We start from the raw sequence: 26,701 nt of genomic DNA on the forward strand, positions 1-26,701 counted from the left end.
CGCGCAGAGGCCGATCTCAACGAGATCGATTTTATTTTCCACGATGCGGCAGCCGTGGGAAAAATGCGGCCGCCTCAAGCGCTTAGATCGAGAACTACATGAAAGAAATCACTCGAACAGCGGCGCCGGCTCCATCTGAGGCACCAGCACCAGGCCCTTGTCGGTGATGCGAATTTCCGGAATGACCGATAGCGGAATCAAATTGAAGCCCATGTAGGGAATGGTGCAGCCCGCCTCGGCCCATTCCTTCTTCAGCGCCTTCACCTCTTCGGCGACTTCCGTCACACGTTTGTCGGAGAGCAGGCCTGCGATCGGCAGCGGGACCAGTGCCCTCACCTTGCCGTCGGCGACCACACAGACGCCGCCCTGCTTTTCCTTGATGGCCGAGATCGCGACTTGCATGTCCGGTTCATTTGTTCCGGCGACGATGATGTTGTGACTGTCGTGCCCGACGCTGGAGGCGACCGCGCCACGCTTCAGGCCAAAGTCCTTCAGGAGGCCATGGGCGGCGTTGCCGGGCGACTTGCCATGGCGCTCGACCACCGTGACGAAGCAGAGGCCGTAGCGTTCGAACAGCGGCGGCCAGTCCTTTGCCGGCTCAATCCTGACCTTCTCGTGGATCAGCGTGATGCCCGGCAGCGCGGTCTTGATCGCGTTGACGGTGCAGGCCTTCGTCGGCAGTTCCGGCGTCAGCTTCATCTTCTCCGGCAGCTTCACGGTCGCATAAGCCGCCTTCGGATATTGATAGCGCTGCGACAGCGCCTGATCGAGAAGCTTGGTGATCTTGCCGTGCTCGACCACGAGCTCGCCGCCATACCAGGTGCATTGCGGCTTGAGCTGATCGTCCATCAGCACGAGATCGGCGCGGCGGCCGCCGCCGAGCCCGCCAATGTCACCCTCCATGCCGAAGCGCGTCGCCCCGTGCAGCGAGCCCATCGACCAGGCCTGCTCCGGCGACATCCCGGCCTTCACCGCCTCCCGCACCACCCAGTCGAGGCCGAACAGCAGCAAATCGTCGGCATCGCGGTCGTCGGTGCAGACGGCCGTGCGCTTGTGCGAGGCGCCGAGGTCGGTGATCGTCCGGATCGCCTGCGGCAGCGAGTGCCAGGGCGTGGTCGGCGGCCCGCCGCGCAGGAAGACCCAGACGCCGGCGTCGAGCAGGTCGTCGGCGATGTCGCGGTCGATCGCCTCATGGGTGTCGGTGACGCCGCTCGCCGCATACGCCGCGACGAATTCACGGCCGTAGACGTGGCCGGACACCGGCCGTCCCCGCTTCAAGGCAGCGGCGAGAATGGCGTGGCTGCGCTCGTCCCCCATCGTGACGGGCACGAAATCCATCTTCTCGCCGAGCGCGACCGCCTCGGGCCAGCGGTCGAACAGACCGGCGATCTTGTCCGGCGTGAGATCGCCGCCGGCGGTCTCAAGCTCAGCCGAGGTCGCCGGCACTGTGCTCGGCACCGTCAGGAAGATCGAGAGCGGCGCCTCGCGCGCGTCCTCCAGCATCGCCTCGACCCCGGCGACGTCCATGACGTTGCCGATCTCGTGGCTGTCGCAGAAGATCGTCGTGGTGCCGTTGAGCAGCGCGGCCTCGGCATAGGCGCAGGCCGTCACCATCGAGGACTCTATGTGGATGTGCGGATCGACGAGGCCCGGCGCGATGATGCCGCCGGCCGCGTCGTAAGTCGCGATGCCGCTCCAGACCTTCTTCGCCGCTCCGGCAGGCTTCACCGCCGCGATGCGGCCGCCGGTGATCCAGACCTCGCGGCCTTCGTGGATACGCTCCGAATAGGTCGAAAGCACCCGGGCGCCTGATATGACGAGATCGGGCGCGACGCGCGCCGAGGCGACATCGGCCAGACGCCGTGTCATCGAATGGAGCGGTGCGACGGCGAAGCGGGTAAGTTTGGTCATCGGGACCCTCGCGTGGCGTTACGGCCACGCGATGGTTACGCCCTGCGCCAAGCCGGGCAAGCGTAAATATATCGGCACGCCCTGCTTACGCCTTAGGCGGCGAACCGCCTGCCGTCCCCGACCTTGCAGGCCTGCGCGAGTTCCGCCGTCTCGGCGGTGCTGCGGCAGCGGGCTTGACCCGAATCCGCATCGACCGGCCCTTTGGCTCATCGATCTCGAACGAATTCGTCTTTCGCACCAGGTCACTCAGCTTGCGGAAACCGAACGTTCTCGGATCGAAATCCGAGGCGAGATTGGCGAGCTGCCGGCCGACGTCACCGAGCGTGACCCAACCGTCTTCACTCTCCATCTGGGTGATGACTTTCTTGATGATGGGTGTGGCGGCCTCGGGCGGCTGAAGCGGCGCCGGCCTCGAGGCGGCATCCTGGGTGGTCGCCGTGCCGGCAAGCAGGTTCTCCGTGTAGACGAACCTTCGGCAGGCCTGCCTGAAGCTTTCCGGTGTCTTCTGCTCGCCGAACCCGAAAACATCGATGCCCTGCTCCCGGATGCGGGCGGCCAGGCGGGTGAAGTCGCTGTCGGATGACACCAGGCAGAAGCCATCGAACCGGCCGCTGTGAAGCAGGTCCATGGCGTCAATGACCAGGGTTATGTCGGACGCGTTTTTCCCCGTCGTATAGGCGAACTGCTGCTGCGGGATGATGGCGTGCTTCGACAGAATGTCGGCCCACCCCCTGGATCGCGCATTGGAAAAGTCGCCGTAGATGCGGCGAACGCTCGCCTCGCCGATCTTGGCAATCTCCTCGAACAGTCCATCCGCGATCTTTGCGGAGGCGTTGTCGGCATCGATCAGGACAGCGAGACGGGGCGAGCGAAGTTCCGGCATTGGCGTTTCCTCAACGAGAGGGACGCAGCACTCGGAGACGCGCGCGTCGGGACGGCTAATCCTCGTTTGCCTTGAACCGCCCGAGACCCTTTAGCACGAAGGGCGCCAGCAGCGCGATCAGCGCGACGCCGAGCAGCGTCGCCGAGATCGGGCTTTGCAGCAGCGTCATGGGATCGCCGAGGCTGATCGCGAGCGCGCGGCGGAGCTGGCTCTCGGCGATCGGGCCGAGGATCAGGCCGACGACGACCGGCGCGATCGGGAAATCGAACCGGCGCATCAGGAAGCCGAGCACGCCGAAGCCGGCGAGCATCGACAGCTCGACCACGGACGGCTTTGCCGCGATGGTGCCCATGGTCGCGAAGACGAGGATGCCGGCATAAAGCCAGGGCTGCGGGATCGCGAGCAGCCGTACCCACAGGCCGACCAGCGGCAGGTTGAGCACCAGCAGCATCATGTTGGCGATGAATAGGCTGGCGATCAGGCCCCAGACCAGGTCAGGCCGCTCGGCGAACAGCAGCGGCCCCGGATTGAGGCCATATTGCTGGAAGCCCGCCAGCATCATCGCGGCCGTCGCCGAGGTCGGCAGGCCCAGCGTCAGGAGCGGCACCAACGTGCCCGCGGCGGAGGCGTTGTTGGCCGCTTCCGGTCCGGCGACACCTTCGATCGCGCCCTTGCCGAACTCCTCGGGGTGCTTCGTCAGCCGCTTCTCGGTCGAATAGGACAGGAAGGTCGGGATCTCGGCACCGCCCGCCGGTAGCGCGCCGATCGGGAAGCCGAACATGGTGCCGCGCAGCCACGGCTTCCACGACCGCTTCCAGTCCTCCTTTGTCATCCACAGCGAGCCGCGCACCGGCTCGAGCTTCTCCTCGGTGTGGTGGCGGCGCGATGCGACGTAGAGCGCCTCGCCCACCGCGAACAGGCCGACCGCGAGCGTCGTCACCTCGACGCCGTCGAGCAATTCAGGGACGCCGAACGCAAGCCGCGCCTGACCGGTCAGCTTGTCGATGCCGACGAGGCCGAGCGTCAGGCCGATGAACAGGCTGGTCAGGCCACGGACAGGAGAATCGCCGAAGGTCGCCGACACCGTGACGAATGCGACGCACATCAGCGCGAAATAATCCTCCGGGCCGAAGCGCACGGCGAAATCGACCAGCCATGGCGCGAGGAACGCAAGGCCAATGGTGGCGATGGTGCCGGCGACGAAGGAGCCGATCGCGGAGGTCGCGAGTGCCGGGCCGCCGCGGCCGGCCTTGGCCATCTTGTTGCCTTCGAGCGCGGTCGCCATCGAGGCGCTCTCGCCGGGCGTGTTGATGAGGATCGCGGTGGTCGATCCGCCATACATGCCACCGTAATAGATGCCGGCGAACATGATCAGCGAGCCGCCGGGGTCGAGCTTGTAGGTGACGGGCAAGAGCAGCGCGACCGTCAGCGCCGGGCCGATGCCGGGCAGCACGCCCACGGCCGTGCCGAGGAACACGCCGATCAGCGCATAAAGCAAATTCATCGGCTGGACGGCGACCGCCATGCCGTGGGCCAGCGCCGCAAACGTGTCCATCACAGCAGTCGCTCCAGCGGGCCGGTCGGAAGGCTCAGCGTCAACAGGCGGTCGAACGCCAGATAGATGAGGGTCGACATCACGAGCGCGATGATGCTGTCGACCAGGATGGCGCGGCGCCCGAACGCGGCCGACGTCGTCACGAACAGCGCCGAGGTCGCGAGGATAAAGCCGCCGCCGAAACCGATGATGGCGATCAGCAGCGCAAGGCCAACGAGGATCAAGACCACCGGCACGGGATCGGCGTTCTCGCGCGCCGGCAGGTTGCCGCGCAGCGCGTCGATGAAATTGCCGATCGCGAGCAGCGCAAGGCCGCTGGCAACCACGACCGGCATCGCCTCCGGCCCCATGCCGTACATCGCGGCCGATTGCAGGCCGCGCGCGTCCCAGACCAGCACCGCGGCGAGACCTGCGAGCAGCGCAGCGATGACGATGCCGGCGCGATCGACGCGCCGCGGCGGCTGGGCGGGATCGCCTGAGCTCATGACTTGACGAGACCGACCGATTTCAGCACGTCGGTGACGCGGACGATTTCCTTCTTCAGGAAGTCGGCGAAGGCGTCACCGCCGAGATAGGCATCCTCCCAGCCCTTCTGCTTGAGGATTTCCTTCCAGGCGTCCGACTTGACCATCTTCTCGACCGCATCGCTGAGCGTCTTCTTCTGCTCCGGAGTGATGCCGGGAGGAGCGACCACCGAGCGCCAGTTGGCGATCACGAGGTCGATGCCTTGTTCCTTGAAGGTCGGAATGTCGCTGCCCGCGATGCGCTTCTCCGAGGTCACGCCGATCGCGCGCAGCTTGCCGGACTTGATCTGCCCTTCATATTCGCTCAGGCCCGAAATGCCCGCGGTGACCTTGCCGCCGAGAATCGCGGCGAGCGACTCGCCGCCGCCGGAGAACGGAATGTAGTTGATCTTCTTGGCGTCGGCGCCGGCGGCGCTCGCAAACAACGCGGCCATCACATGATCGACGCCGCCGGCCGAGCCGCCGGCGAAGGTCACCTTGGCGATGTCGGCCTTCACTGCGGCGGCGAGATCCTGCGCATTCTTGATCGGCGAGTTCGCGGGCACGACGATCACCTGGATTTCCTCGGTGAGCCGCGCGATCGGCGTCACCTGCTCAAGGGTCACCGGCGACTTGTTCATGGCGAGCGCGCCGACCATGACGAAGCCATTGACCATCAGCTGGTTGCCGTCGCCCTTGGCGCCGTTGACGAACTGCGCGATGCCGACGCTGCCGCCAGCACCGGGAACGTTGGTGACCTGCACGCTGCGCGCCACGCCGGAGGCGACCAGCGCCTGCTGCATCGAGCGCGCGGTCTGGTCCCATCCCCCGCCCGGAGCCGCCGGCGCCATCAGCTTGAGCTCGAGCTGCTGGGCAAAAGCCGGGGTTGCTGCCGCAAGGGTCAGCGCGACGGCTGCGCCGACAAGGCGCGCGGGGAATTGAAACATCAGGGCAGTCTCCAGGCTCATGCGGACGTGTTGATTGGGTGCCGCATTGTGTCGTTTGGTCGCATATCAACCAAAACGGCCGATGCTGTCCAGCGACAGCGCCCGGTTTCCTCGCTAGGCGGAGGTGGGCATCACCCCGCCGAGCGCGATGGTCAACTCACCGGCGACTTCGCGCACGATCTGGCCGATTTCCGGCAATCTGTCGTCGGTCAGGCGGCTGGTCATGCCCGAGACCGAAATCGCCGCGAGCGGCTCGGCACAGTCGTTATAGACTACTGCGGCAATACAGCGCAGGCCCATGCAGGCCTCCTCATCGTCGATCGCAAAGCCCTGCTTGCGGATCTTCTCGAGCTCCCTGAACAGATCGCTCGGCCGCACGATCGACTTCTCGGTCAGGCGAGGCATGCCGTGATGGCGGATCACCGCGCCGACGTCCTCGTCGGAATAGGTCGCGAGCACCGCCTTGCCGACACCCGAGGTCACCATGGGGACGCGTCCACCCATCTGGGTCAGCGACCGCATGATCTCGCGGCTCTCCATGCGGGTCAGCACGATGATGAACTCGTCGTCGACCACGGCAAGATTGGCGGTCTCGCGGGTGAGATCGCGCAGCTTGCGCAAATATGGAATCGCCTGCGTGGAGAAATTGCGCCGCCGCGCAAAGCTCGCGCCGACGGTGAAGCTACGCACACCGACATGCCATTTGGATTCGGCGCGGTCGAACTGCACGAAGCGACGGCTCTCCAGCGTCGCCAGCAGGCGGTGCACGGTCGAGGCGGACAGGCCGGTACGTACGGCGAGATCGCTGAGGCGATAGCCTTCGTCGTCCTCGGCCAGTGTCTCTAGGATCGAAAGCGCGCGATCGACGGACTGCACGCCGCCGTCACGCGCCTCGTGCTCGGCCTCCGATGGCGACCGAGGCTCGAGCGATTTGCGCCGGATCACGTTCTTGCTCATCGCGACCTGCATTTGCCAATCAGACAAGACGCGAGCCGCCTCTTCTCCCTCTCCCCGTTCTTACGGGGAGAGGGTTGGGGTGAGGGGCTATCTCCGCGAGTAGGGTGAGAGATGGACTTGCGGAGAGTCCCCCTCACCCGGAATTTGCTACGCAAATTCCCGCCTCTCCCCGCAAGCGGGGAGAGGCGAACGTCAACGCTCAGAGCAGCCCTGCCCCGCGCGCCCACTTGTACTTGGCGCCCAAGACCTCGACCGGCAGCTCGGTCGAATAGGCGTAGGCCGGGATGCCATGCTGGTAGAGATATTCGGCGGCCTCCTCGACCTCGACGTCGCCGGCGAGCGAGGCGACCATCGGCTTCACGAAGCCCTTGGCCTCCATCTCCTTCTTCACCTCGACCATGTTGCGGGCGAACACCATCGGGGGCGTGACGATGGTGTGCCAGTAACCGAGGATCAGCGCGTGGATGCGCTCATCCGACAGGCCGAGCTTTACCGTGTTGACGTAGGTGATCGGCGGCTCGCCGCCGGTGATATCCACAGGATTTCCGGCAGCTCCAAACGGCGGGATGAACTTGCGGAAGGCCGCGTCGAGATCCGGCGGCATCGACATCAGCGACAGGCCGTTGTCGACGCAGGAGTCCGACAGCAGCACGCCCGAGCCGCCGGCGCCGGTGATGATCAGCACGTTCTCGCCCTTCGGCGTCGGCAGCACCGGCACGCCGCGGGCGAATTCGAGCAGCTGGCGCAAGCTGCGGGCGCGGATCACGCCGGACTGCTTGAACACGTCCTCATAGATGCGGTCGTTGCCGGCGAGCGCGCCGGTGTGTGACGAGGCCGCCTTCGCACCGGCCGAGGTGCGGCCGGCCTTGAGCACAACGACCGGCTTCTTCTTGGAGACACGCTTGGCGGCTTCCGCGAAGGCGCGGCCGTCTTTCAGATCTTCGCAGTGCTGCGCGATCAGGTTGGTGTTCGGGTCCTGCTCGAAGAAGGCGAGCAGATCGTCCTCGTCGATGTCGGACTTATTGCCGAGGCCGACGATCGCCGACACACCCATTTTCGCCGAACGCGAAAAACCGATGATGGCCATGCCGATACCGCCCGACTGCGACGACAGCGCCGCGTGGCCCTTGACGTCGTAGGCGGTGCAGAAGGTCGCACAGAGATTGGCGGGCGTATAGTAGAAGCCGTAGATGTTCGGCCCCATCAGGCGGATGTCGTACTTCTTGCCGACCTCGACGATCTCGGCCTGCAGCTCCGGCGCGCCGGCTTCGGCAAAGCCCGACGGAATCAGCACCGCGCCCGGGATTTTCTTCTCGCCGCATTCGGTCAGCGCAGCGGCCACGAACTTGGCGGGGATCGCGAACACCGCGACGTCGATTACGCCCGGCACGTCCTTGACGCTCTTATAGGCCTTGTAGCCGAGGATCTCGGCGGCCTTGGGATGGATCGGATAGATCTCGCCCTTGTAGCCGCCGTTGATGAGGTTCTTCATCACGGAGTTGCCGATCTTGCCGTCCTCGGCAGAGGCGCCGACCACGGCGACCGCCTTCGGCTGCATGATGCGGTTCATGGCCGCGACGATCTCTTCGGTCGGACGCGGCTTCGGCTTCGGCTTGTAGGCGAAGTCGACGACGATGCGGACGTCCGCGGCGGTCGCGCCCTTCGGGGTCGCGAACACCGGGTTGAGGTCGAGCTCGACGATTTCAGGGAAATCGGTGACGAGCTGCGAGACCTTGACGATGACGTCGGCGAGCGCCGTGCGGTTCACCGGCTCGCCGCCGCGCACGCCCTTGAGGATCTCGTGCGCCTGGATGCCGTCGAGCATCGAGAGCGCGTCTTCCTTGGTCGCGGGCGCGAGGCGGAAGGTGATGTCCTTCAAGACTTCGACCAGCACGCCGCCGAGCCCGAAGGCCACCAGCTTGCCGAACGAGCCGTCGGTGATGGAGCCGACGATGACCTCGGTGCCGCCGGCCAGCATCTGCTGCACCTGGACGCCTTCGATCTTGGCATCGGACTTGTATTTCTTGGCGTTACCGAGGATGGTCTCGTAGGCCTTCTCGGCATCCTCGGCCGTCTTGAGGCCGACGATGACGCCGCCGGCTTCGGTCTTGTGGAGAATGTCCGGCGAGACGATCTTCATCACCACCGGGAAGCCCATCGCGGAGGCCATCTTGCCGGCCTCGCCCGCCGACTTGGCCACGCCCTCCTTCGGCACCGGAATGCCGTAGGCGTCGCAGACCAGCTTGCCTTCCGGGGCCGTCAGGCTGGTGCGGTTGTCCGCCTTGACCTGGTCAAGCACCTTGCGGACGGCATCTTTGGAATTGGACATATGGCTTCTCCCTTGACCTCAGTTCGTTCTTTTCAAAGCGCGCGCGCGTTGCGGCTGCCCGTGATGCTTGCCATTCGCCGCGCTTTGTTCCATGCGGCGGAACGGAGTGGCATAAAGCCAACAATACTCCGCCGGCTTGGATCAAAAATGGCTGGCGATGGCATTTGGTATGCCAGAAGCCAACTTGTCAAGCCGCCGCATGACAACGCCGCAAAAAATAGGCAGCTTGACATTCTGGCATGTGGTATGCCAAAAACTTTCCCGCTAATAATCCTGTAAAAGACGACTCCCACCTGGAGGAGATTCGTCGTGTCACTGCGGAAACCAACCAAGGCGTTGCCGAACATGGCCGAGGCAGATATCGCAATCGTTCGTATTGCCCCGGAGAGCAGCTTCAAAAACAAGGCGTATGACGCCTTGAAGGAAGCCATCCTCAAGATGGACATCTACTCGACGCCCGAGCCGGTGATGCTCGACGAGCGCGCGTTGTCCGAACGTCTGGGTGTCAGCCGCACGCCGATCCGCGAAGCCATCGCGATGCTCGAGCAGGACGGTTTCGTGAAGACCGTGCCACGCCGCGGCATCATGGTGGTGCGCAGGACCAAGAGCGAGATCGTCGACATGATCCGCGCCTGGGCGGCGCTGGAGAGCATGGCGGCTCGCCTCATCACCACCACCGCGCGCAAGAAGGACATCTCGGCGCTGCGCGACTTCTTCAAGGACTTCGGCAAGGACCGCCTGCCCGAGGATCACGTCGAGGAATATTCGCGCGCCAACATCGCCTTCCACCAGGCGCTGATCTCGCTGTCGGAATCCCCTGTTCTGGTCGATCTCACCAACGACCTGCTGCTGCACGTGCGCGGCTACCGCCAGCTCACGATCGGACGCAAGGACCGCACCGCGACCTCGCTGCCCGAGCATCTCGCGATGATCGAAGCACTCGAGGCGCGCGACACCGAGCTCGCCGAGAAGCGCGCCCGCGACCACACCCTCGGCCTTGCCGCTTACGTCGAAGCGCATGGCCAGGAACTGTTCACGTAACTGTTCACCTAGCAACCTTCACCAGAAGGGCGAAAAACTCGCCCCACTACTTGAGACCAGGGAGACAAGGCCCATGCTGAATACCGCGACCAAGTCCGAGGCACCGGGCACCGAGCAGGAACTGACGGATGGCTTCCATCTCGTCATCGACGCGCTCAAGCTGAACGGCATCAACACCATCTATAATGTGCCGGGCATCCCGATCACGGATTTGGGCCGCATGGCGCAGGCCGCGGGTATTCGCGTGATCTCCTTCCGCCACGAGCAGAACGCCGGCTACGCCGCGGGCATCGCCGGCTATCTCACCAAGAAGCCCGGCGTCTGCCTCACGGTCTCGGCGCCCGGCTTCCTCAACGGCCTCACCGCGCTCGCGCACGCCACCACCAACTGCTACCCGATGATCCTCGTGTCCGGCTCGTCCGAGCGCGAGATCGTCGACCTCCAGCAGGGCGACTACGAGGAAATGGACCAGCTCGCGATCGCAAAGCCGCTGTGCAAGGCGGCCTATCGCGTGCTGCACGCCCAGGACATCGGCATCGGCTTTGCCCGCGCCATCCGCGCCGCGGTTTCGGGCCGTCCGGGCGGCGTCTATCTCGACCTGCCGGCAAAGCTGTTCGGCCAGGTGATGAACGCCGACGCCGGCCAGAAGTCGCTGGTCAAGGTGATCGACGCAGCACCTGCGCAGATCCCCTCGCCCGCCTCCGTGAAGCGCGCGCTCGACGTGCTCAAGAGCGCGAAGCGCCCGCTCATCATCCTCGGCAAGGGCGCGGCCTATGCGCAGGCCGATGAAGAGATCAAAAGCTTCGTCGAGAAGAGCGGCGTGCCGTTCCTCCCGATGAGCATGGCCAAGGGCCTCCTCCCCGACACGCATCCGCAATGCGCTGGTGCTGCCCGCTCGACCGTGTTGAAGGACTCCGACGTCGTCATGCTGATCGGCGCGCGGCTGAACTGGCTGCTCTCGCACGGCAAGGGCAAGAGCTGGGGCGAGACGCCGAAGAAGTTCATCCAGGTCGACATCGAGCCCCGTGAGATGGACTCCAACGTCGAGATCGTCGCGCCCGTGGTTGGCGACATCGGCTCGGTCGTCTCCGCCTTCAACCAGGCCATCGGTGCGGGCTGGACCGCGCCGGCCGAATGGACCAAGGCCGTCTCGACCAAGCGTGAAGAGAACGTCGCCAAGATGGCGCCGAAGCTCATGAACAACAAGTCGCCGATGGACTATCACGGCGCGCTCGGCGTCTTGAAGAACGTCATCAAGGATCACCCCGAGGCGATCCTCGTCAACGAAGGCGCCAACACGCTCGACCTCGCCCGCGGCGTCATCGACATGTACAAGCCCCGCAAGCGTCTCGACGTCGGCACCTGGGGCGTGATGGGCATTGGCATGGGCCAGGCGATCGCGGCTGCGCTCGAGACCGGTCATCCCGTGCTCGCGGTGGAAGGCGACTCGGCGTTCGGCTTCTCCGGCATGGAGGTCGAGACCATCTGCCGCTACAACCTGCCGATCTGCGTCGTCATCTTCAACAATGACGGCATCTATCGCGGCACCGACGTCAACGGCGCGAACTCCGATCCGGCGACCACAGTGTTCGTCAAGGGCGCGCGCTACGACAAGATGATGGAAGCTTTCGGCGGCGTCGGCGTGAACGCCACCTCGCCCGACGAGCTCAAGCGCGCCGTCAACGAGGCCATGGCCTCGGGCAAGCCGACGCTGATCAACGCGGTGATCGATCCGGCCGCCGGCTCGGAGAGCGGCCGCATCGGCAACCTCAATCCGCAGAGCGTTCTGCAGAAGAAAAAGTAAGTCCACCCCTCAACCCTTATTCCCTGCGGTTTGCGGGGGCAGACAGAGTACGGAGCAATACGATGACCAAAGCGCTCGCGGGCGTTCGCATTCTCGACTTCACCCACGTCCAGTCCGGACCGACCTGCACGCAGCTGCTGGCCTGGTTCGGCGCCGACGTGATCAAGGTGGAACGCCCGGGCGTGGGTGACATCACCCGCGGCCAGCTGCAGGATATCCCGAACGTGGACAGCCTGTATTTCACCATGCTCAACCACAATAAGCGCTCGATCACGCTCGACACCAAGAACCCCAAGGGCAAGGAAGTCCTGACCGAGCTGATCAAGAAGTGCGACGTGCTGGTCGAGAATTTCGGCCCCGGCGTGCTCGACCGCATGGGCTTCCCCTGGGAGAAGATCCAGGCGATCAACCCGAAGATGATCGTCGCCTCGATCAAGGGCTTTGGCCCTGGCCCGTACGAAGACTGCAAGGTCTATGAGAACGTCGCGCAGTGCACCGGCGGCGCCGCCTCCACCACCGGCTTCCGCGACGGCCTGCCGCTCGTCACCGGCGCGCAGATCGGCGATTCCGGCACCGGCCTGCACCTGGCGCTCGGCATCGTCACCGCGCTCTACCAGCGCACGCATTCGGGCAAGGGCCAGCGCGTCACCGCCGCGATGCAGGACGGCGTGCTCAATCTCGCCCGCGTCAAGCTGCGCGACCAACAGCGCCTCGCCCACGGCCCGCTCAAGGAATACAGCCAGTTCGGCGAAGGCATTCCGTTCGGCGATGCCGTGCCGCGCGCCGGCAACGACTCCGGCGGCGGCCAGCCGGGCCGCATCCTGAAGTGCAAGGGCTTTGAGACCGATCCCAACGCCTACATCTACTTCATCACCCAGGCCCCGGTCTGGGAGAAGATCTGCGACGTGATCGGCGAGCCCACCTGGAAGACCGATCCGAACTACGCCAAGCCGGCGGCCCGCCTGCCGCGCCTCAACGAGATCTTCGCCCGCATCGAGCAGTGGACGATGACGAAGACCAAGTTCGAGGCGATGGAGATCCTCAACAAGGACGACATCCCCTGCGGCCCGATCCTGTCGATGAAGGAGATCGCCGAGGACCAGTCGCTGCGCGCGACCGGCACCGTGGTCGAGGTCGACCACCCCACCCGCGGCAAGTACATCTCGGTCGGCAACCCGATCAAGCTGTCGGAGAGCCCGAGCGAGGTCACCCGCTCCCCGCTGCTCGGCGAGCACACCGACGAGATCCTGCGCAGCGTGCTCGGCTTCTCGGACCACCAGGTCGCCGATATCCACAAGTCCGGCGCGCTCGATCCGCCGCAGAAGCAGGCCGCCGAGTAAGCGGAGCCACTTCAATCAAGACGAAAGGGCCGCCCTCGGGGCGGCCCTTTTTGCATCGGCAAGGTCGTGGGGTCGCAGGCTCAAACCAAAAAACTGAAAAACAACCCCATGCACAGTAGCCAACCCCTTTGTCTTGAACGTATTTCTGATTATACGAATTATTGCTTGACGCGTCGGGAAAAACAGGGGCAATATGGCATCATCCGAAAGAGTAAAACTCGGGTCGAGGCGACGCCGGTTTCGCATAAGAAAGCTGGAACCTGCCGAACGAGCTCAGCCTGCATGCTTCACTCGCAATGCGAAGCATCGTCCGGAGACGCACGCTTTGGCGGGCTCCTCACCATGAGGGTCTAAAATCTCGCCGCGAAATGCGACCTCATCCTAAGGGCCCGCCATAGGCTGGCGTCTCGAAGGATGCGCCGCAGAGAAGCTTGTAGGCCATGAATTCATAAATTAATCGGGCGGACGACTCGCCGGAGTCCGCTATGCACCGACAGCGCCTAGAGTTTGCAGCTCAGCTAACTGCCGCGATGGGCCAATAGGCGACATTCGCGAATGAAAGAGGCCGCCAACTGAGGCGGCCTAACTTCTTGTGCCAATCATTTGGAACGTTCTTCGGTGGCGGACAAAGTCAGGGTAAAGAAGGTGCGTCCGCGCCGAAGTTCTGGGTTGTCGCTGACCACCATCTCCCACGGTGTTCCCCGCCAGAAGTTGGGGAACAAGCCCTCGCTTAGCACTGCACCAGCCAACCTAACTGCCTCGATCTTGGCCGCTTCAATGTCGACAAACTCGGCGCCGTTGTCGTCGTTAAGATTCTTTCCGTTTTGAATATGGAAGTGAAAACGCGGCATATCACTCCTCCAGTTCTGGCGGGGAGCACGGTCGCGTCTCTCAGTCGCAGGTCGCCTTGGATGTCCCTGGCGATGCTGGGACAATGCCAGCCGTCGAGTCCTGTTCCTCGTTCAAATTAGGCACGGCGGCCTTACCTGTGGCTTCATTTCGAGGCCTGGTTCCGAAGTAGGGAAGCGTTGGACGATATAGCCCCGTTGTCTTGCGACGCCAGCAAGGCGCTCACGTTCCGCGCGCAGCTTCTCAGCTTCCTCAACAGCGCGTTGCGCTCGTTCCAGCAGTTCGATGATGTCAGGGCTAAATCCGCTCATGGATCGCCGATGTCCTGATCTCAAGGAGGTTCCTATTCCTCGGCATCTTCGGGTAGCGGGAACGCCGCGTGGGTCTGGCGACCTAGGAACGTATCCGGGAGAGGTCGCCCCAGAAGCTCGTGCGACTCTTTCATGGTCTGGCGGGTTTGCTTCACGATTTCCCTATCGATATCAATCGAGCGAAAAGTTGCCAAAAAACATTGCACGGCTATGCTCCCATTCCTTGTGCAGGCGAGAGCGCTATCGGTCTCTCAGCCACCGACGCCTATGGGCAGAGCCGTTGTCGGTGATAGGGGCAACGTATCAGGCGCGGCTTGGTTCAACGAGAACGAATTAGGTCACTGTTAAAACTAGGCCACTAGGCCGGAAACAGGCCAGTACCCCAGGTCGAAAAAGTACTGAGCCAGTGGCACTCAGCTTTACTTCGGCGGCCGCGGCCCCGGCGATCTTAGCCACTGGCTCATCTCCGCACCTATTTCCGCTTGCCGCGCCAAGCGGAGCAGGCGCTCACGCTCAATGCCGGGTGTCTTGCACTCGGCTTCTTTACGCAACCGCATTGCGTTTTCCCAAAGGTGTTCCCAATGGATATCGGACGGCTTGAAGCGGTGCTTCCACATGCGCTCCTCCCCTGTTCGAGTGGGCGGGAGCGCAACTGACGATCTCATCACCGATAGATGCCACGGGCCGGGCGGTGATACCCATCCAACTGCCTCGCAGTCGGCCGGTTTCCTAAAAAGGGGCGTCAACTGAGGCAGACTTACTTGGACGGCTCCAATTCCTTCGAGGCCATCCACTTCGCCATACGGGTTTCTTCATCGTATTGGGAAAATACCTCTTGCGTTCGTGCGGCCCCCGTCGCTGATTTAGATCAAAGGTTGGGAAAGGGGAGAACGCCGCTCGAGGCGACCTTACTGTTCCAATTCCCTAAGGATGCGGTCGCGGTGCTGAATGTGCTGCACTTGCGTCGCGTAGAAGTTGTCGAGCAGCTTCCGAGCTTCCGTCGTGTCGTGCCCCGAGCGGGCCAAGTCCGCAACTAGCTGCTCCTGATCCGCAATGTGCCGCTTGCCTAGCGCAACATGGCGCTCGGCCTCCTCAAGATGCCTCAAGAGCACATCTCGATCCATGAGGGCAGCTTACAGCAAAAAGTTGGGACGGTCCGGTCCCATATGTCCGTTGAGGGTCATTCACTGCAGAGTTGAAGCGGCCCCCAGGCGCCCCACGGCCGCAAGCCTCTGAAAGCAGACAAGATCTACGCGTCACAACGCATGCTCGATGCCCTCACAAACCGAGGAACACGATCATGCCTGACGACGACAGCCTGTCTACTTAAGCTCGCCGCGTACCCTGGAACAAGGGTAAGCTGATCGGAGCCAAACCTCCGCTGCGGCCAAACCAAGTCTGGTCGATCCGAACCCGGCTCCTAATCGAACGACGGACCCGCGACGTTGCCCTTTTCAACCTCACAATCGCCAGTAAGTTGCGTGGTTGCGACGTCGTCGCCTTAAAGGTCGAAGATGTCGCTCCGAATGGCTATGCGGTCGATCGCGCGACCGTCCAGCAGAAGAAGACCGGCAGACCCGTTAAGTTCGAGTTGACTGATGAAACCCGGCAAGCCGTTGACGACTTCTTGAAGGAAGCCGGCAAGAGGCCAGGTGAGTATTTGTTCACAGGGCGCCGTGGGTGCGATCGTGCGATGACAACTCGCCAATATGCTCGCCTTCTTGCCGACTGGATGGCAAGCATCGGGCTGGATCCGAGGGTGTTTGGCACCCACTCCCTGCGCCGGACCAAGGTGACGCTGATCTACCGTCGCCGCGGAATTTGCGAGCCGTTCAGCTCTTGCTCGGCCACACTAAGATCGAAAGCACGGTCCGCTATCTCGGCATCGAGGTTGACGACGCCCTCGCGATTGCCGAACACGTTGATGTCTGAATCACCAGGGCAGAGCGGACATGCTCTGCCCATCGGCCATCAGCCGCTTCTGGCCAACAACTGACCTTTGTTTTGATTTGCGTTAGCTTACGCTAGCCCCCCGATGATCTTGTCAACATCCGCTTCCGGGAACACCTTGACCGAAGTCGTCCGTACGTTCCCGATGGCGGCCAACGACAAGAGAAACTTGGCCATGGCCTCATCGTCGGTGGCCTCAGCGTGGATGATGAGGTCATATGTTCCCATGGCGAGATAGCCGGCCTTGATGTCAACGCCAAACTTTTTGCCCAACTCCCTGGCGGCCGCTCGACGCTGCGGCATTTCCTTGATGGTCCGAACACCTTGCTCGGTGAAATTGCAGAGAAGCATGTACGTGGACATGACGATTCTCCTTTGACAAAGAAGCAATGGACTTAACGGGTCCACGTCGTGGATTATGCCACACTGCCTGACCCCGCCCAACCACCAAGATCCCCTCAGGGCGGCTCGAAGCGGCTAGGGGTCACGAGCCGTAATAATTGCGGCGAGCAAATTAAGTCAGCTCTGCCTCCGACAGGAGACCACAGAGAGACCTGATAAATTCGTCGCGATGGGCCAGATCCAGACTCTGCGAATTTCACGAGGTGTGGTGGACAGGCGAGATCGCCACGCTTGCCTCACGAGGCATAACGCCGATAGAGCACGACGATAACAGCGAGCACCGTCCCGGCATAGACGAGCTGCGCTGCGTGATCCAGAGCGACAGCGGCGCGCTTTCGGCCGGCCTCCCGAAGTTTTTCATGTTTGTAGCCCGCCAATATCGCCATCAGACAGAGTACGAAGAAAATGTAGAACATCTCTTCGACCACCACCGTATATCCGACATCGCCGATCTGAGTGTTCACTGCCACGAGCAGCACCGCGCTCGCCAGGATCGAAGTCACTGGAATCGTCACGCGTTCACGAAACATGGTTTCGGGAAAGAATAGCGTGGCGAATACGACGAGCACGAGCAGAAACATCGGTAGCAGGTTCTTCAGCATGTAGATCGAGGAACTGCGGCGCAGCATGATGGTCGCATCGAAGCCTGCGAATTCCGTCATTGCCTCGGCACCAAACAAAGACGCCTTTCCGAGCGTCGATCCGCTGGACAGGGATTCGACGAAATAGTTCAGTCCGAGAAATCGCCATAGCTGAAGTCCGGAATAGGCCCCGTCCTCGGCCAGCGAGCTTCCGTCGTCGGCAAGGCGCAACCCGAACCGATCGATGACATAGGTGATAAGCTCCCGCCGCTGTTCCGTGTTCTGGAAATGCAGACGCAGTTCCTGCGTGTCGAACGGATAATCATGGAGATCGAAACGGGCCTTGAAATCGCCGTTGATGCGATAGAGCCGATAGCTCAGGCCGTCTTCTTTTCCAGCCTGAGTGGGCCGAGCTGGATCGAACGCCCCGCGATCCAGTAAAGCCGGAAATTCGACGTGTGTCTGCGCCTCATCGTCGCCAGCGAACCTCATCCAGAGATAGAAGTCGACGTTGAACGAATTTTGCTTCACGTCGATCCGGCTGACGCGGATGATGTCGATGCCGGTATAAACGACCCGCTGAATCCAGTAGCGCCGGTCCTCGAACGCGACGACATGGCTCTTGTCCTGCTCCGCAGCGAGATCAATTCCATCAGGCTGATCGATGCGCACGAGTTGCTGCGGTGCCGTGACGAAGCGGCCATAATGGAAGAAACCCATTCGGATCGGGCGGGGAATGTCGCGATTCGCATTGAAATAGAGCCGCCCCGTCAGCCCGACGACCGCCGATTTCGGACTGTCGATCGCGGCCAGTGCGACGCGTATCCGGTCGCGATCCGCAGCCTTGCTGTCGGATGGTTTCTGAATCCCCTGCGCCATGAACCGGCGATGGACCGCAGCTCGGTTCAGCGCATCTATCATCAGGCGCGCGGCGTCATATGAGCCGCCGCCAACCCAGCTTGGGGAAGTTCCCGCTTTCGCTTTGTAGTCGGCGGCAAAAACCTGCGCCGCCACGCTGGCGCTGTCGAAAATCAGCGACGATGCGGCGTACAGGTTCTCACTGAAGAAACCCGGATGCATCTTTTCCTCGGGCTCGTTGACGAAATTTTGCAAATAGCTTTCGCGCCCTGCGCCCTGGGTCGTGATGATCGTCCCCTTGATGCCGCGGCGACGCAGCGCCTTGACGATGTCTGCGATATAGTCGGCCGCCGCGCCGACGACGATGACACCGGGACCGGGCTCCTGCGCGGTAGCGTCCAGCGCCTTGTCCATCGATCCGATCTGACCGTCCGCAACGTCCAGTTCGAACACGTGCAACTGCTCCGGCGGATAGGCCGCCGCAAATCCACGCTCAAAACTCTTGCCATAGGAATCGCGCGTGTGAACGAGGCGGACTTTTGGCTCCTTCATCACGGCGCGCAGATGTTCCGCGATCGAGCGCGCCTGTGCGGAGACCGGCGACAGCGCACGAAAATAGTAATCATTGCCGGATGTCAGCTCGTCGGCAGCCGCACTTCCCGTGAGCGCCGGAATCCGCGCATCCTTATATACCGGAGCTGCCGCGAGCGACGCGGAGCTAAGATAATGGCCGAGCACAGCGACGCACGGGCTGTCGGCGATCGCCTGCGCATTCGCGCGCGCCACGGCTGGATTGCTCGCGTCATCAAACAGAACGAGTTCAATCGACCGTCCGTTGACGCCACCCTTGGCGTTCACATCGTCGATTGCAAGCTGCATCGCGGCCAGGCTTTCCATCCCGGCCGGGGCCGACGGGCCAGAGAGCGAATTGGCGAACGCGATGCGAATAGGCTCCGGGCGAGTCAAGAGGATGGCAGCCCAGGCGACGACGGCGAGCACCAGGGCAACGCCCGCAACAACGGCAAGCCACCTGATGAGCCGCTGCTTCATCTTCGATCCTTGCATCGATCGGCATAAGCCGAGATTCTCCAGATCGAGGTCTCAATCAGGCCGAGATTGCCGCCGCTGAGAGCGTTTTTCAAGCCCGTCCCATCGCCGCCGGCAAGACCTACGACCACTCAAAGCGGATGAAGGAAAAGTGCGTGATCGCGTTTGGGTCAAAATGCGAAAAACTCAGCGCGAGCAAATCCAGTCCGCTCCGCCCGGCTAAGCGGACCTCAATGAGCGGTGTCGTCACTTCGCTGATGGGCCATTTCCGGACATCGCGCAATCCTCGGTCGCCGACTCATGGATTCACCCAATTGGCCGCCAGCATTTTGGTCTTGTTAGGCAACGCTGCTTATTGCCAAAATCGAGCGTCTACAGTTGTTCTCATCATGCCATGCGCTTCTTGGTGGCGAAAATCCGTACTGACGCACCACCTTGGCAAGGTGGTCGAAGGCCGATGTCGGCGAATGGCTGCAAGCAAGACGTGCTATCCCGGAAACATTGGGATAACGTTTCTTCGCCGTGGGTCTGAAATTCGGCCAGCCGCCAACCCGATGTCAGTGGGGCCAATGCAGCAGATTGCGGAGTGGCTCGAGAAGCTTGGCTTGGGGCAATACGCGCAGCGCTTTGCCGAGAACGACATTGATCCGAGCGTTCTGCGCGATCTGACCGATCACGACCTCGAGAAAATCGGCGTCTCGCTCGGCCATCGCAGGAAGATTTTACGCGCGATTGCGGAGCTCGATGAGGCCGGACCGAGAGCCGGGCCTGCTCCTCGGACCGAGGCCGAGAAACGTCAGCTCACGGTGATGTTCGCCGATCTCGTTGGTTCGACAGCGCTTTCGACAAGGCTTGACCCTGAGGACTTGCGTGAAATCATTGGCGCGTACCACCGCTGCTGTGCCGAGCAAATCGAGAAATCTGGCGGGTTCGTTGCCAGATACATGGGCGACGGCGTGCTCGCTTATTTCGGCTATCCGCGGGCGGATGAAGACGATGCAGAGCGCGCGGTATACGCCGGGCTAACATTAGTCGCGGCAGTGGCCGGACTTGCTGTCGGTCCAGAGACAAGATTGCGAGCGCGAGTTGGCATTGCCACCGGTTTGGTGGTTGTCGGTGATCTCCTCGAGGAGGGCGCGTCGCGGCAGCATGAGGTGGTCGGTAAGGCCGCCAATCTGGCCTCGCGACTTCAGGCCTTGGCCGAGCCGGACACGGTGGTCATCGACGGTAGCACCCGCCGCCTCATCGGAGGGTTCTTCGAGTATCTCGCTCTCGGGAGCGTTTCCATCAAAGGCTTCAGCGATCCGGTGCCGATCTGGCAAGTCATCGGTGCGAGCGCGGTCGATAGTCGCTTCGAGGCCTTGCGCGTAGGCAGAACGCCACTGCTCGGCCGAGCTGAGGAGATCGGGCTGCTGATGCGCCTCTGGCAGGAGATAAAACGCGGCAATGGCTCGGTCGTGCTGATCTCGGGTGAGCCGGGCATAGGCAAATCGCGCCTCGCCGAGACGACGCTGGAACGGCTGAGCGATGATCCACACATCCGCTTGCGCCGCTTCTGCTCCCCGCACCACCAGGACACCGCGCTTTTCCCGACCATCTCACAGCTCGAGCGGGCAGCGGGATTCCGCCGTGACGATACGGACCAGCAACGGTTGGACAAGCTCGAGGCGTTGCTCGCGGAGGCAAACGCTGACCTTAGCGAGGCCGTCCCTCTGATCGCGGACCTGCTGTCCGTGCCGATCGGGAATCGCTATCTACCGCTCAACCTCAACCCGCAGAAGCGCAAGGAGAAGACGCTGCGGGCCCTCCTGGCCCAACTCGAGGGACTGGCAGCACGCCGGCCGGTGCTCATGGTGTTCGAGGATGTGCATTGGATCGACCCCACCTCGCTTGACCTGTTGGACCTCATCGTCGACAGGGTCTCCACTCTTCGGGTTTTGTTGATCATCACGTTCCGGCCGGAGTTCGTGCCGGCCTGGATTGGGCGCCCGCACGTGACATCGATCAGCCTCAGTCGTCTGCCGCGTCGACAACGTGCCGAAATGATCATGCGGGTGACCGGCGGCAAGGCGTTGCCTCAGGAGATCGCCGAACGGATCATCGATCGAACCGATGGCGTACCGCTGTTCATCGAGGAATTGACCAAGGCGGTAATCGAGAGCGGTATGCTGACCGACGCTGGCGATCGCTTTGATGCGAGTGGGCCCGTGCCTCCGCTTGCCATCCCTACCTCGCTCCAAGCGTCGCTCCTGGCACGGCTCGATCGCTTGGCACCCGTGCGCGAGATGGCGCAGATCGGAGCAACCCTTGGGCGGTCGTTCTCGCATGAGCTGATCAGCGCCGTCGCGGCCATGCCGCAGCAACAGGTGGACGGGGCCTTGGCGCAGCTCGTACGCGCCGAGTTGATCTTCCAGCGGGGCACCCCGCCGGATGCAGAGTACACGTTCAAGCACGCGCTGGTACAGGACGCAGCCTATAGCACCTTGCTGCGCGGTCGACGCCAGCAGATCCATGCCCGCGTTGCGACGACGCTGGAGAGCCAGTTTCCTGAAATCGTGACCGCTCAGCCGCAACTCATGGCCAACCATTGTGCCGAGGCCGGTTTCACCGAGAAGGCGGTCGGCTACCGGCTCAAGGCCGGCCAGCAGGCGGTCGCGCGGTCGGCGATGGCGGAAGCGGTGGCGCAGTTGCAGCGGGGGCTGGAATTGGTGGCGAAAATGCCCGAGGAGTCCCGGCCCCTGCAGCACGAGCTTGACCTGCAAATCGCCCTCGGACGGGCCCTGATGGCAACTCATGGGTATTCGGCGCCCGTGGTGGCCGACACCCTCGTCAGGGCGCGAACACTCGCTGAGCGGTTCGATCGACCGGATCGTCTCGCTCCGCTGCTCTATTTCCAATGGGGTTTCCACATGGTTCGGGCCGAGCACGAGCTCGCGGTGTCGCTTGCCGAACAGTTGGAGACATTGGGCCAGACAAGAAAAGATCAAACCATTCGGTTGCTGGGTCACTATATCCATGGCGCCAGTTGCTACTTCCGCGGGGAATTTGTGACAGCGCGCGCCCTTCTTGAGCTGTGCGACGGCTTGAGAAATCCGGCCGCTCGCGCGACTTGCGCCGCCATAGCGGTGGCCGATCCGTACGCGGCGAGCCTGGGTCACCTGGCGTTGACTTTAGCGTTTCTGGGCTACATCGATCAGGGACGCGCGCGCGTGGACGAGGCGTTGTCGGAAGCCCGCGGGCTTGATCATCCGTTCACGGTGGCCTTCGTGTTGAGCAAGGTGTGTGCGGTGATGGCGGCCGCCGGCTTGTGGCATGACGCACGGCGGCACGCCGAGGAGCTGGTGGCCGTCTCGAACGAGCACGGTTTTCCACTCTGGTTGGGACTCGGACTTCTTCATCATGGGCGGTCATTGACGGAACTTGGACAGGCGCAAGATGGCCTTGCTGTGCTCAAGAGGGGGCTCTCGGTGCTTCGCGCTGCCGGAGCCGTGGTGCATACGCCGCACGCGCTCTGCTTTCTCGCCGCGGCTCGCACCAAGATCGGGCATCTGCAGGAGGGGCAGCATTGCCTTGTCGAGGCTGAGCAGCTCATCGAGACGACCCACGAGCGGTGCGGTGAGGTCGAGCTGCATCGGCTTCGAGGCGATGTGACGAATGCGAGAGGCGACCGAGCCGCTGCGGAGCAAAACTATCATCGAGCGCTCGCTGTGGCGGAGCGCCAGAGCGCGAAGACATTTGGGCTACGCGCTGCGACGAGCCTCGCCTGCCTGTGGCGCGACCAGGGCAAGCGCACGGAGGCTCGCGACCTCCTCGCGCTCGGGTATGGCCGGTTCACCGAAGGCTTCGACACGCCGGTCCTGCGGGACGCCAAGGCGCTACTCGACCAGCTGGCCTAATGCAGTTCACCTCTTACATGGCTGGATGGCTGCTCGTCGCCACCGGCGCCGAGTGTGAGGATGGGATGCGATTGCCACCGCATGCGCCCCAATGCCGTCGGAATGTCGGCATCGGGTCACAAGCGGCGGTCGCGGCAAGCAGGGCCCCGGGGCGGGTCTAGAGCCGATAGCCGACATCGCAATAGCTTCAGCCTTGTTCATCAAGGGCCAGTAGGTGCCATCCGGATCTGCCGGTCCTGTAGGCTGCCTGGTAGCGAGCCGCTCTATCGAAATTTGGCACGCAAACTTTTCTATGCGAACTCACACGATTTGACTTGCCTCAATGCGCAGCACGCCGAATCGGAGATTATTTCCATGCGAAAGCGGACAGCAGCGCTGGTTGTTACGGTCTAGGCGCCTTCCGCGCCGTGGCTCGCTTCTCAGTGCGCTTTCGATCGCTCGCATGCGGCTCGGGCCGGGAAGCTCTGATGTCGGTTGATGCGGATAACCTACAATCAACTGTGCGCTACGCCTTGTTGACGACGCGAGCTACCACTGTTTGTCCATTTCATCCGGATGTGATCATCCGCGTCGGTGACGATGGCGCCGAGACCCATGCTTATTATCGCGCCCGGAACGTCGCCAAAAGCGATGGCACGTGCTGGGAGCATGACGAACTGATAGACGAGATTGCGCGCCAACTTGTGCATGCGGCGGATGGCGAGTGCCCCCGGTGTAGACGACACCTCCGTCATCGTAACTGAAGGACCCTTCCCAAACGCCTGCACATCACTACCGGATCATTTCGAACAGTCCCCCATATGCCAGCGATTTTGCTGTCGCGATTGCGAAGGTCTTGGCAGATGCGGAAGGGAGAGCTTTGGCGCCGGAGGACCTTTGGCGGCTGGTTTACGAGCGCGCCCGCGATCTTCCTGCGACGGTTGACCTCTCTACTGTCAGAGGATGATCCGCAGATACTTGATGAGCTTCGGTATGTTTCGGCGTTTTCGGTATGTTTCGGCGTTAAGGAATATTTGAAAGAGCATAATTTGGTTCGTCGAACCTACGATCAAGTACCTGATGAGCTCGAGGCTGACGGGACGAACTTCCCCAAGTTCCTGGCAGGCAAAGCTTTGAACTAGCAAGCTCGCATGCTCGATAAAGGCCGATAGATACCACGTCCCTTGGTTTGTCGCCCTTGAGCGGCCGACGAGCACGCGAGTCTCACGATAGAAGGCCGCGAGATAGGATCCATAGCTGACAAGCCTTTGTTGCGGTATTCCAGGAACGGCAGAAAGAGGAGCGCAAAGCCACGTCGGACTGAATAACTTTATCGCGGTGTCCCTTAAGGCCAGCAACTAAAAATAGTATACTATCTTAAGGTGGCGGAACTATAAAAACAGTTCCACGTTGTAGTGAGTCTAGTCATCACTCCGGGGAGCCTAAAATGCGGGCGACAACGTACGTCGCGCGTCAGATCGCGGCCCTGCTGGGCTACGCCAAGTCCACAGTGATCGAGCGATCGAGAAGGCTGGTTAGACGACGCTCTGCTAGTAAGACGGCCCTCGACCGGGAAGCCGTCGCGGAGCTTATTAGCCTCACCGACAACTTGCTCCGGCAGTACGGCCGAGACGTCGAAGGGAACGATAAAGTCACCCGGTGCTTCGCTACCGACGAATTTTTCGTCTCTACGTACACGGTCGAACCGGGCCTCGCTCGCTACCAAATTTCGCAGCACGCTGACGGTGAGTATAGATCTCAAGTGTTTGTCGCGACGTGGCACTGCACTTCGGGCACACCAGACCTGCAACTCTACCGTGACGGACCTTGGCGAAGGCGATTTCGGAGTTTCGCTGACGACTCATTGGCCCCGGCTCCACCACGGCTTCTACATTGATAGCGCAAGGGCCCTGATCTCGTTTCACCCCGCCTTGAGCCGACTGCATCTACTCCCCGCAATATCACGCGGCCGTAGAGTAGGCTACGACCTCAACCAGCGCGTGTATAACTCCAAGGGCGAGCAGGGAGAGTCTGCTTCAGGTCATTCGCGCCTGGTTCAGCCAGCGGCAATTCCGGGCACAGTCCGCTATGTCGCCGAAAGCGGAAGTAAATTCAGAACATTGGCAGCAAGGCTATAAGTCATGAGGGTTGATGGCGGAGCCCAGGACGTGATTCAAGCTCCTTTACAGCCCATCAGCTCGGCGTCGGCCTGATGGCCTTTGCCGCTGGCGTCAGCAGAGATGCGCTGGGGACTTATGTGCCGGCGTTTGTTCTTGCCGGAATCCTCTGCCTGTCGGCTGCCGCGGCCTTTGCACTGGTGAAACGTCCCGCAGTGGCTGCTCCTGCATGACGGGCCGCTCGCAGAGGAAGGCCACCGGTTTTCGGCGGCCTTCCAGAACGATCCCCTCACAGCGCCTCCAGCCCGAGCCGGCCAAACAACTTGCGATCGGCTTCGTCCTGCGGATTGCCTGCCGTGAGCAGCGTGTCGCCGACGAAGATCGAGTTTGCGCCGGCAAAGAAGCACAGCGCCTGCATCTCGTCGGTCATGGCCGACCGGCCGGCCGAGAGTCGCACGAAGGAGGCCGGCATCATGATGCGCGCCAGCGCGACGATGCGCACGAACTCGATCGGACCGATCGGCGGCGCTTTCGCCAGCGGCGTTCCCGGAATCGGGATCAGCATGTTGATCGGTACGCTCTCCGGCGCTTCCGGGAGGTTGGCGAGCGTGACCAGCATGTCGACGCGGTCCTGTTCGCTCTCACCCATGCCGAGGATGCCGCCGCAGCACACTTTCATGCCGGCCTCGCGGACATGCTCCAGCGTATCGAGACGATCGGCGAATGTGCGGGTGGAGATGACGCTCGGATAATAACGCTCCGAGGTATCGATATTGTGATTGTAGTAATCGAGCCCGGCCGCGCTCAGCCGGTCGGCCTGATCGCGGTCGAGCATGCCGAGCGTCATGCAGGTCTCGAGCCCGAGCTGCTTCACGGCGCCGACGACCTCGACGATCGCATCCATGTCGCGCGGCTTCGGGTTACGCCAGGCCGCCCCCATGCAATACCGCGTCGCGCCGCTCGCCTTGGCCTTGCGGGCCTCGGCCACGATCTTCTCGACCTCCATCAGCTTGCTGGCCGCTACGCTTGTGGCGTGATGCGACGACTGGCTGCAATAGCCGCAGTCCTCCGGGCAACCGCCGGTCTTGATGTTCAAGAGCCTGCTCAACTGCACGCGATTGGGGTCAAAATGCTCGCGATGGACGGATTGCGCACGAAACAGCAGATCGTTGAAGGGAAGCTGGTAGACCGCCCAGGCATCCGCGCTGGTCCAGCTTTGCGTCGCTTCCTGAGCTCCTTGGGATTCTTCCAGTCGGGAGATTTTGTTGATCTCCCCTTCGTTCGCGCCGAGCATTCGCACACCTCCTGACAATGCGGCGGGACCATCGTGAACTTCGCGCCAGCCGCAGGGTCGATTTCAAGTGCAGTGGAACTGTCAGCGGAATCGGACCGGAGTGTGGCGACTTGATTTTGAGTGCCCACGGTGTCAGCGCGCTTTCGT

Annotated in this window: 18 protein-coding genes and 1 pseudogene; 5 read left to right on the top strand and 14 right to left on the bottom strand. The window is 62.5% G+C overall.

What is annotated here, in order from left to right; genetic code table 11:
* Positions 1 to 108: 108 nt before the first annotated feature.
* The 7 genes from AAFG16_RS32950 to AAFG16_RS32980 form a co-directional block, all read right to left on the bottom strand.
* Entirely contained in the window at positions 109 to 1,911 is a 1,803-nt protein-coding gene (locus AAFG16_RS32950; protein WP_342732009.1) for an adenine deaminase C-terminal domain-containing protein, read from the bottom strand.
* Positions 1,912 to 1,996: 85 nt separating this feature from the next.
* Positions 1,997 to 2,794, bottom strand: coding sequence for an NYN domain-containing protein (locus AAFG16_RS32955; protein ID WP_342732011.1), 798 nt, complete (start codon positions 2,792 to 2,794; stop codon positions 1,997 to 1,999).
* A 55-nt stretch (positions 2,795 to 2,849) separates the two neighbouring features.
* Positions 2,850 to 4,349, bottom strand: coding sequence for a tripartite tricarboxylate transporter permease (locus AAFG16_RS32960; protein WP_283080634.1), 1,500 nt, complete (start codon positions 4,347 to 4,349; stop codon positions 2,850 to 2,852).
* A complete protein-coding gene (locus AAFG16_RS32965; protein WP_342732013.1) occupies positions 4,349 to 4,834 on the bottom strand; it encodes a tripartite tricarboxylate transporter TctB family protein in 486 nt (161 codons plus the stop codon). The genes AAFG16_RS32960 and AAFG16_RS32965 overlap by 1 nt, the downstream gene beginning before the upstream one ends.
* On the bottom strand, positions 4,831 to 5,799 hold the full coding sequence (locus tag AAFG16_RS32970; protein WP_342732015.1) for a tripartite tricarboxylate transporter substrate binding protein: 969 nt from the start codon (positions 5,797 to 5,799) through the stop codon (positions 4,831 to 4,833). The genes AAFG16_RS32965 and AAFG16_RS32970 overlap by 4 nt, the downstream gene beginning before the upstream one ends.
* A 114-nt stretch (positions 5,800 to 5,913) precedes the next feature.
* A complete protein-coding gene (locus tag AAFG16_RS32975) occupies positions 5,914 to 6,756 on the bottom strand; it encodes an IclR family transcriptional regulator C-terminal domain-containing protein (RefSeq protein WP_283087026.1) in 843 nt (280 codons plus the stop codon).
* A gap of 199 nt (positions 6,757 to 6,955) precedes the next feature.
* Positions 6,956 to 9,085, bottom strand: a complete 2,130-nt coding sequence (locus AAFG16_RS32980; RefSeq protein ID WP_283080637.1) for an acetate--CoA ligase family protein — start codon at positions 9,083 to 9,085, stop codon at positions 6,956 to 6,958.
* A 345-nt stretch (positions 9,086 to 9,430) separates the two neighbouring features.
* Here AAFG16_RS32980 and AAFG16_RS32985 point away from each other — a divergent pair, with 345 nt between their 5' ends.
* From AAFG16_RS32985 to frc, 3 genes are all read left to right on the top strand, one after another.
* Positions 9,431 to 10,126: a GntR family transcriptional regulator gene (locus tag AAFG16_RS32985; RefSeq protein WP_167336571.1), complete on the top strand. Its 696-nt coding sequence runs from the start codon at positions 9,431 to 9,433 to the stop codon at positions 10,124 to 10,126.
* Positions 10,127 to 10,199: 73 nt separating this feature from the next.
* Positions 10,200 to 11,930, top strand: coding sequence for an oxalyl-CoA decarboxylase (oxc, locus tag AAFG16_RS32990; RefSeq protein WP_283080638.1), 1,731 nt, complete (start codon positions 10,200 to 10,202; stop codon positions 11,928 to 11,930).
* A gap of 62 nt (positions 11,931 to 11,992) precedes the next feature.
* On the top strand, positions 11,993 to 13,270 hold the full coding sequence (frc, locus tag AAFG16_RS32995; protein ID WP_342732019.1) for a formyl-CoA transferase: 1,278 nt from the start codon (positions 11,993 to 11,995) through the stop codon (positions 13,268 to 13,270).
* Between the two features lie 599 nt (positions 13,271 to 13,869).
* Here frc and AAFG16_RS33000 read toward each other — a convergent pair.
* From AAFG16_RS33000 to AAFG16_RS33010, 3 genes are all read right to left on the bottom strand, one after another.
* Positions 13,870 to 14,121, bottom strand: coding sequence for a hypothetical protein (locus AAFG16_RS33000; protein ID WP_342732021.1), 252 nt, complete (start codon positions 14,119 to 14,121; stop codon positions 13,870 to 13,872).
* 728 nt (positions 14,122 to 14,849) lie between these two features.
* Positions 14,850 to 15,047, bottom strand: a complete 198-nt coding sequence (locus AAFG16_RS33005; RefSeq protein WP_342732023.1) for a hypothetical protein — start codon at positions 15,045 to 15,047, stop codon at positions 14,850 to 14,852.
* 291 nt (positions 15,048 to 15,338) lie between these two features.
* On the bottom strand, positions 15,339 to 15,554 hold the full coding sequence (locus tag AAFG16_RS33010) for a hypothetical protein (protein WP_342732025.1): 216 nt from the start codon (positions 15,552 to 15,554) through the stop codon (positions 15,339 to 15,341).
* Between the two features lie 236 nt (positions 15,555 to 15,790).
* On the opposite strand from AAFG16_RS33010, the pseudogene AAFG16_RS33015 reads away from it, so the two are divergent.
* Positions 15,791 to 16,362: pseudogene (locus AAFG16_RS33015) on the top strand (tyrosine-type recombinase/integrase).
* An 87-nt stretch (positions 16,363 to 16,449) separates the two neighbouring features.
* On the opposite strand, the gene AAFG16_RS33020 reads toward AAFG16_RS33015, so the two are convergent.
* Together AAFG16_RS33020 and AAFG16_RS33025 are read right to left on the bottom strand one after the other, a co-directional pair.
* Positions 16,450 to 16,743 carry a GYD domain-containing protein gene (locus tag AAFG16_RS33020; RefSeq protein WP_212407807.1) on the bottom strand — a complete coding sequence of 98 codons (294 nt, stop codon included), beginning with the start codon at positions 16,741 to 16,743 and terminating at the stop codon, positions 16,450 to 16,452.
* A 275-nt stretch (positions 16,744 to 17,018) separates the two neighbouring features.
* On the bottom strand, positions 17,019 to 19,271 hold the full coding sequence (locus tag AAFG16_RS33025; protein WP_342732029.1) for an ABC transporter substrate-binding protein: 2,253 nt from the start codon (positions 19,269 to 19,271) through the stop codon (positions 17,019 to 17,021).
* A 566-nt stretch (positions 19,272 to 19,837) separates the two neighbouring features.
* Here AAFG16_RS33025 and AAFG16_RS33030 point away from each other — a divergent pair.
* Positions 19,838 to 23,164 carry an AAA family ATPase gene (locus AAFG16_RS33030; protein WP_342732031.1) on the top strand — a complete coding sequence of 1,109 codons (3,327 nt, stop codon included), beginning with the start codon at positions 19,838 to 19,840 and terminating at the stop codon, positions 23,162 to 23,164.
* Positions 23,165 to 23,658: 494 nt separating this feature from the next.
* Here AAFG16_RS33030 and AAFG16_RS33035 read toward each other — a convergent pair whose 3' ends face one another.
* On the bottom strand, positions 23,659 to 23,898 hold the full coding sequence (locus tag AAFG16_RS33035; RefSeq protein ID WP_342732033.1) for a hypothetical protein: 240 nt from the start codon (positions 23,896 to 23,898) through the stop codon (positions 23,659 to 23,661).
* A gap of 1,651 nt (positions 23,899 to 25,549) precedes the next feature.
* A complete protein-coding gene (gene bioB / locus AAFG16_RS33040; protein WP_342732035.1) occupies positions 25,550 to 26,554 on the bottom strand; it encodes a biotin synthase BioB in 1,005 nt (334 codons plus the stop codon).
* Between the last annotated feature and the right edge of the window lie 147 nt (positions 26,555 to 26,701).

Origin of the sequence: Bradyrhizobium sp. B117 (genome assembly GCF_038969555.1) — a bacterium.
In the GTDB taxonomy this organism is placed as follows: domain Bacteria; phylum Pseudomonadota; class Alphaproteobacteria; order Rhizobiales; family Xanthobacteraceae; genus Bradyrhizobium.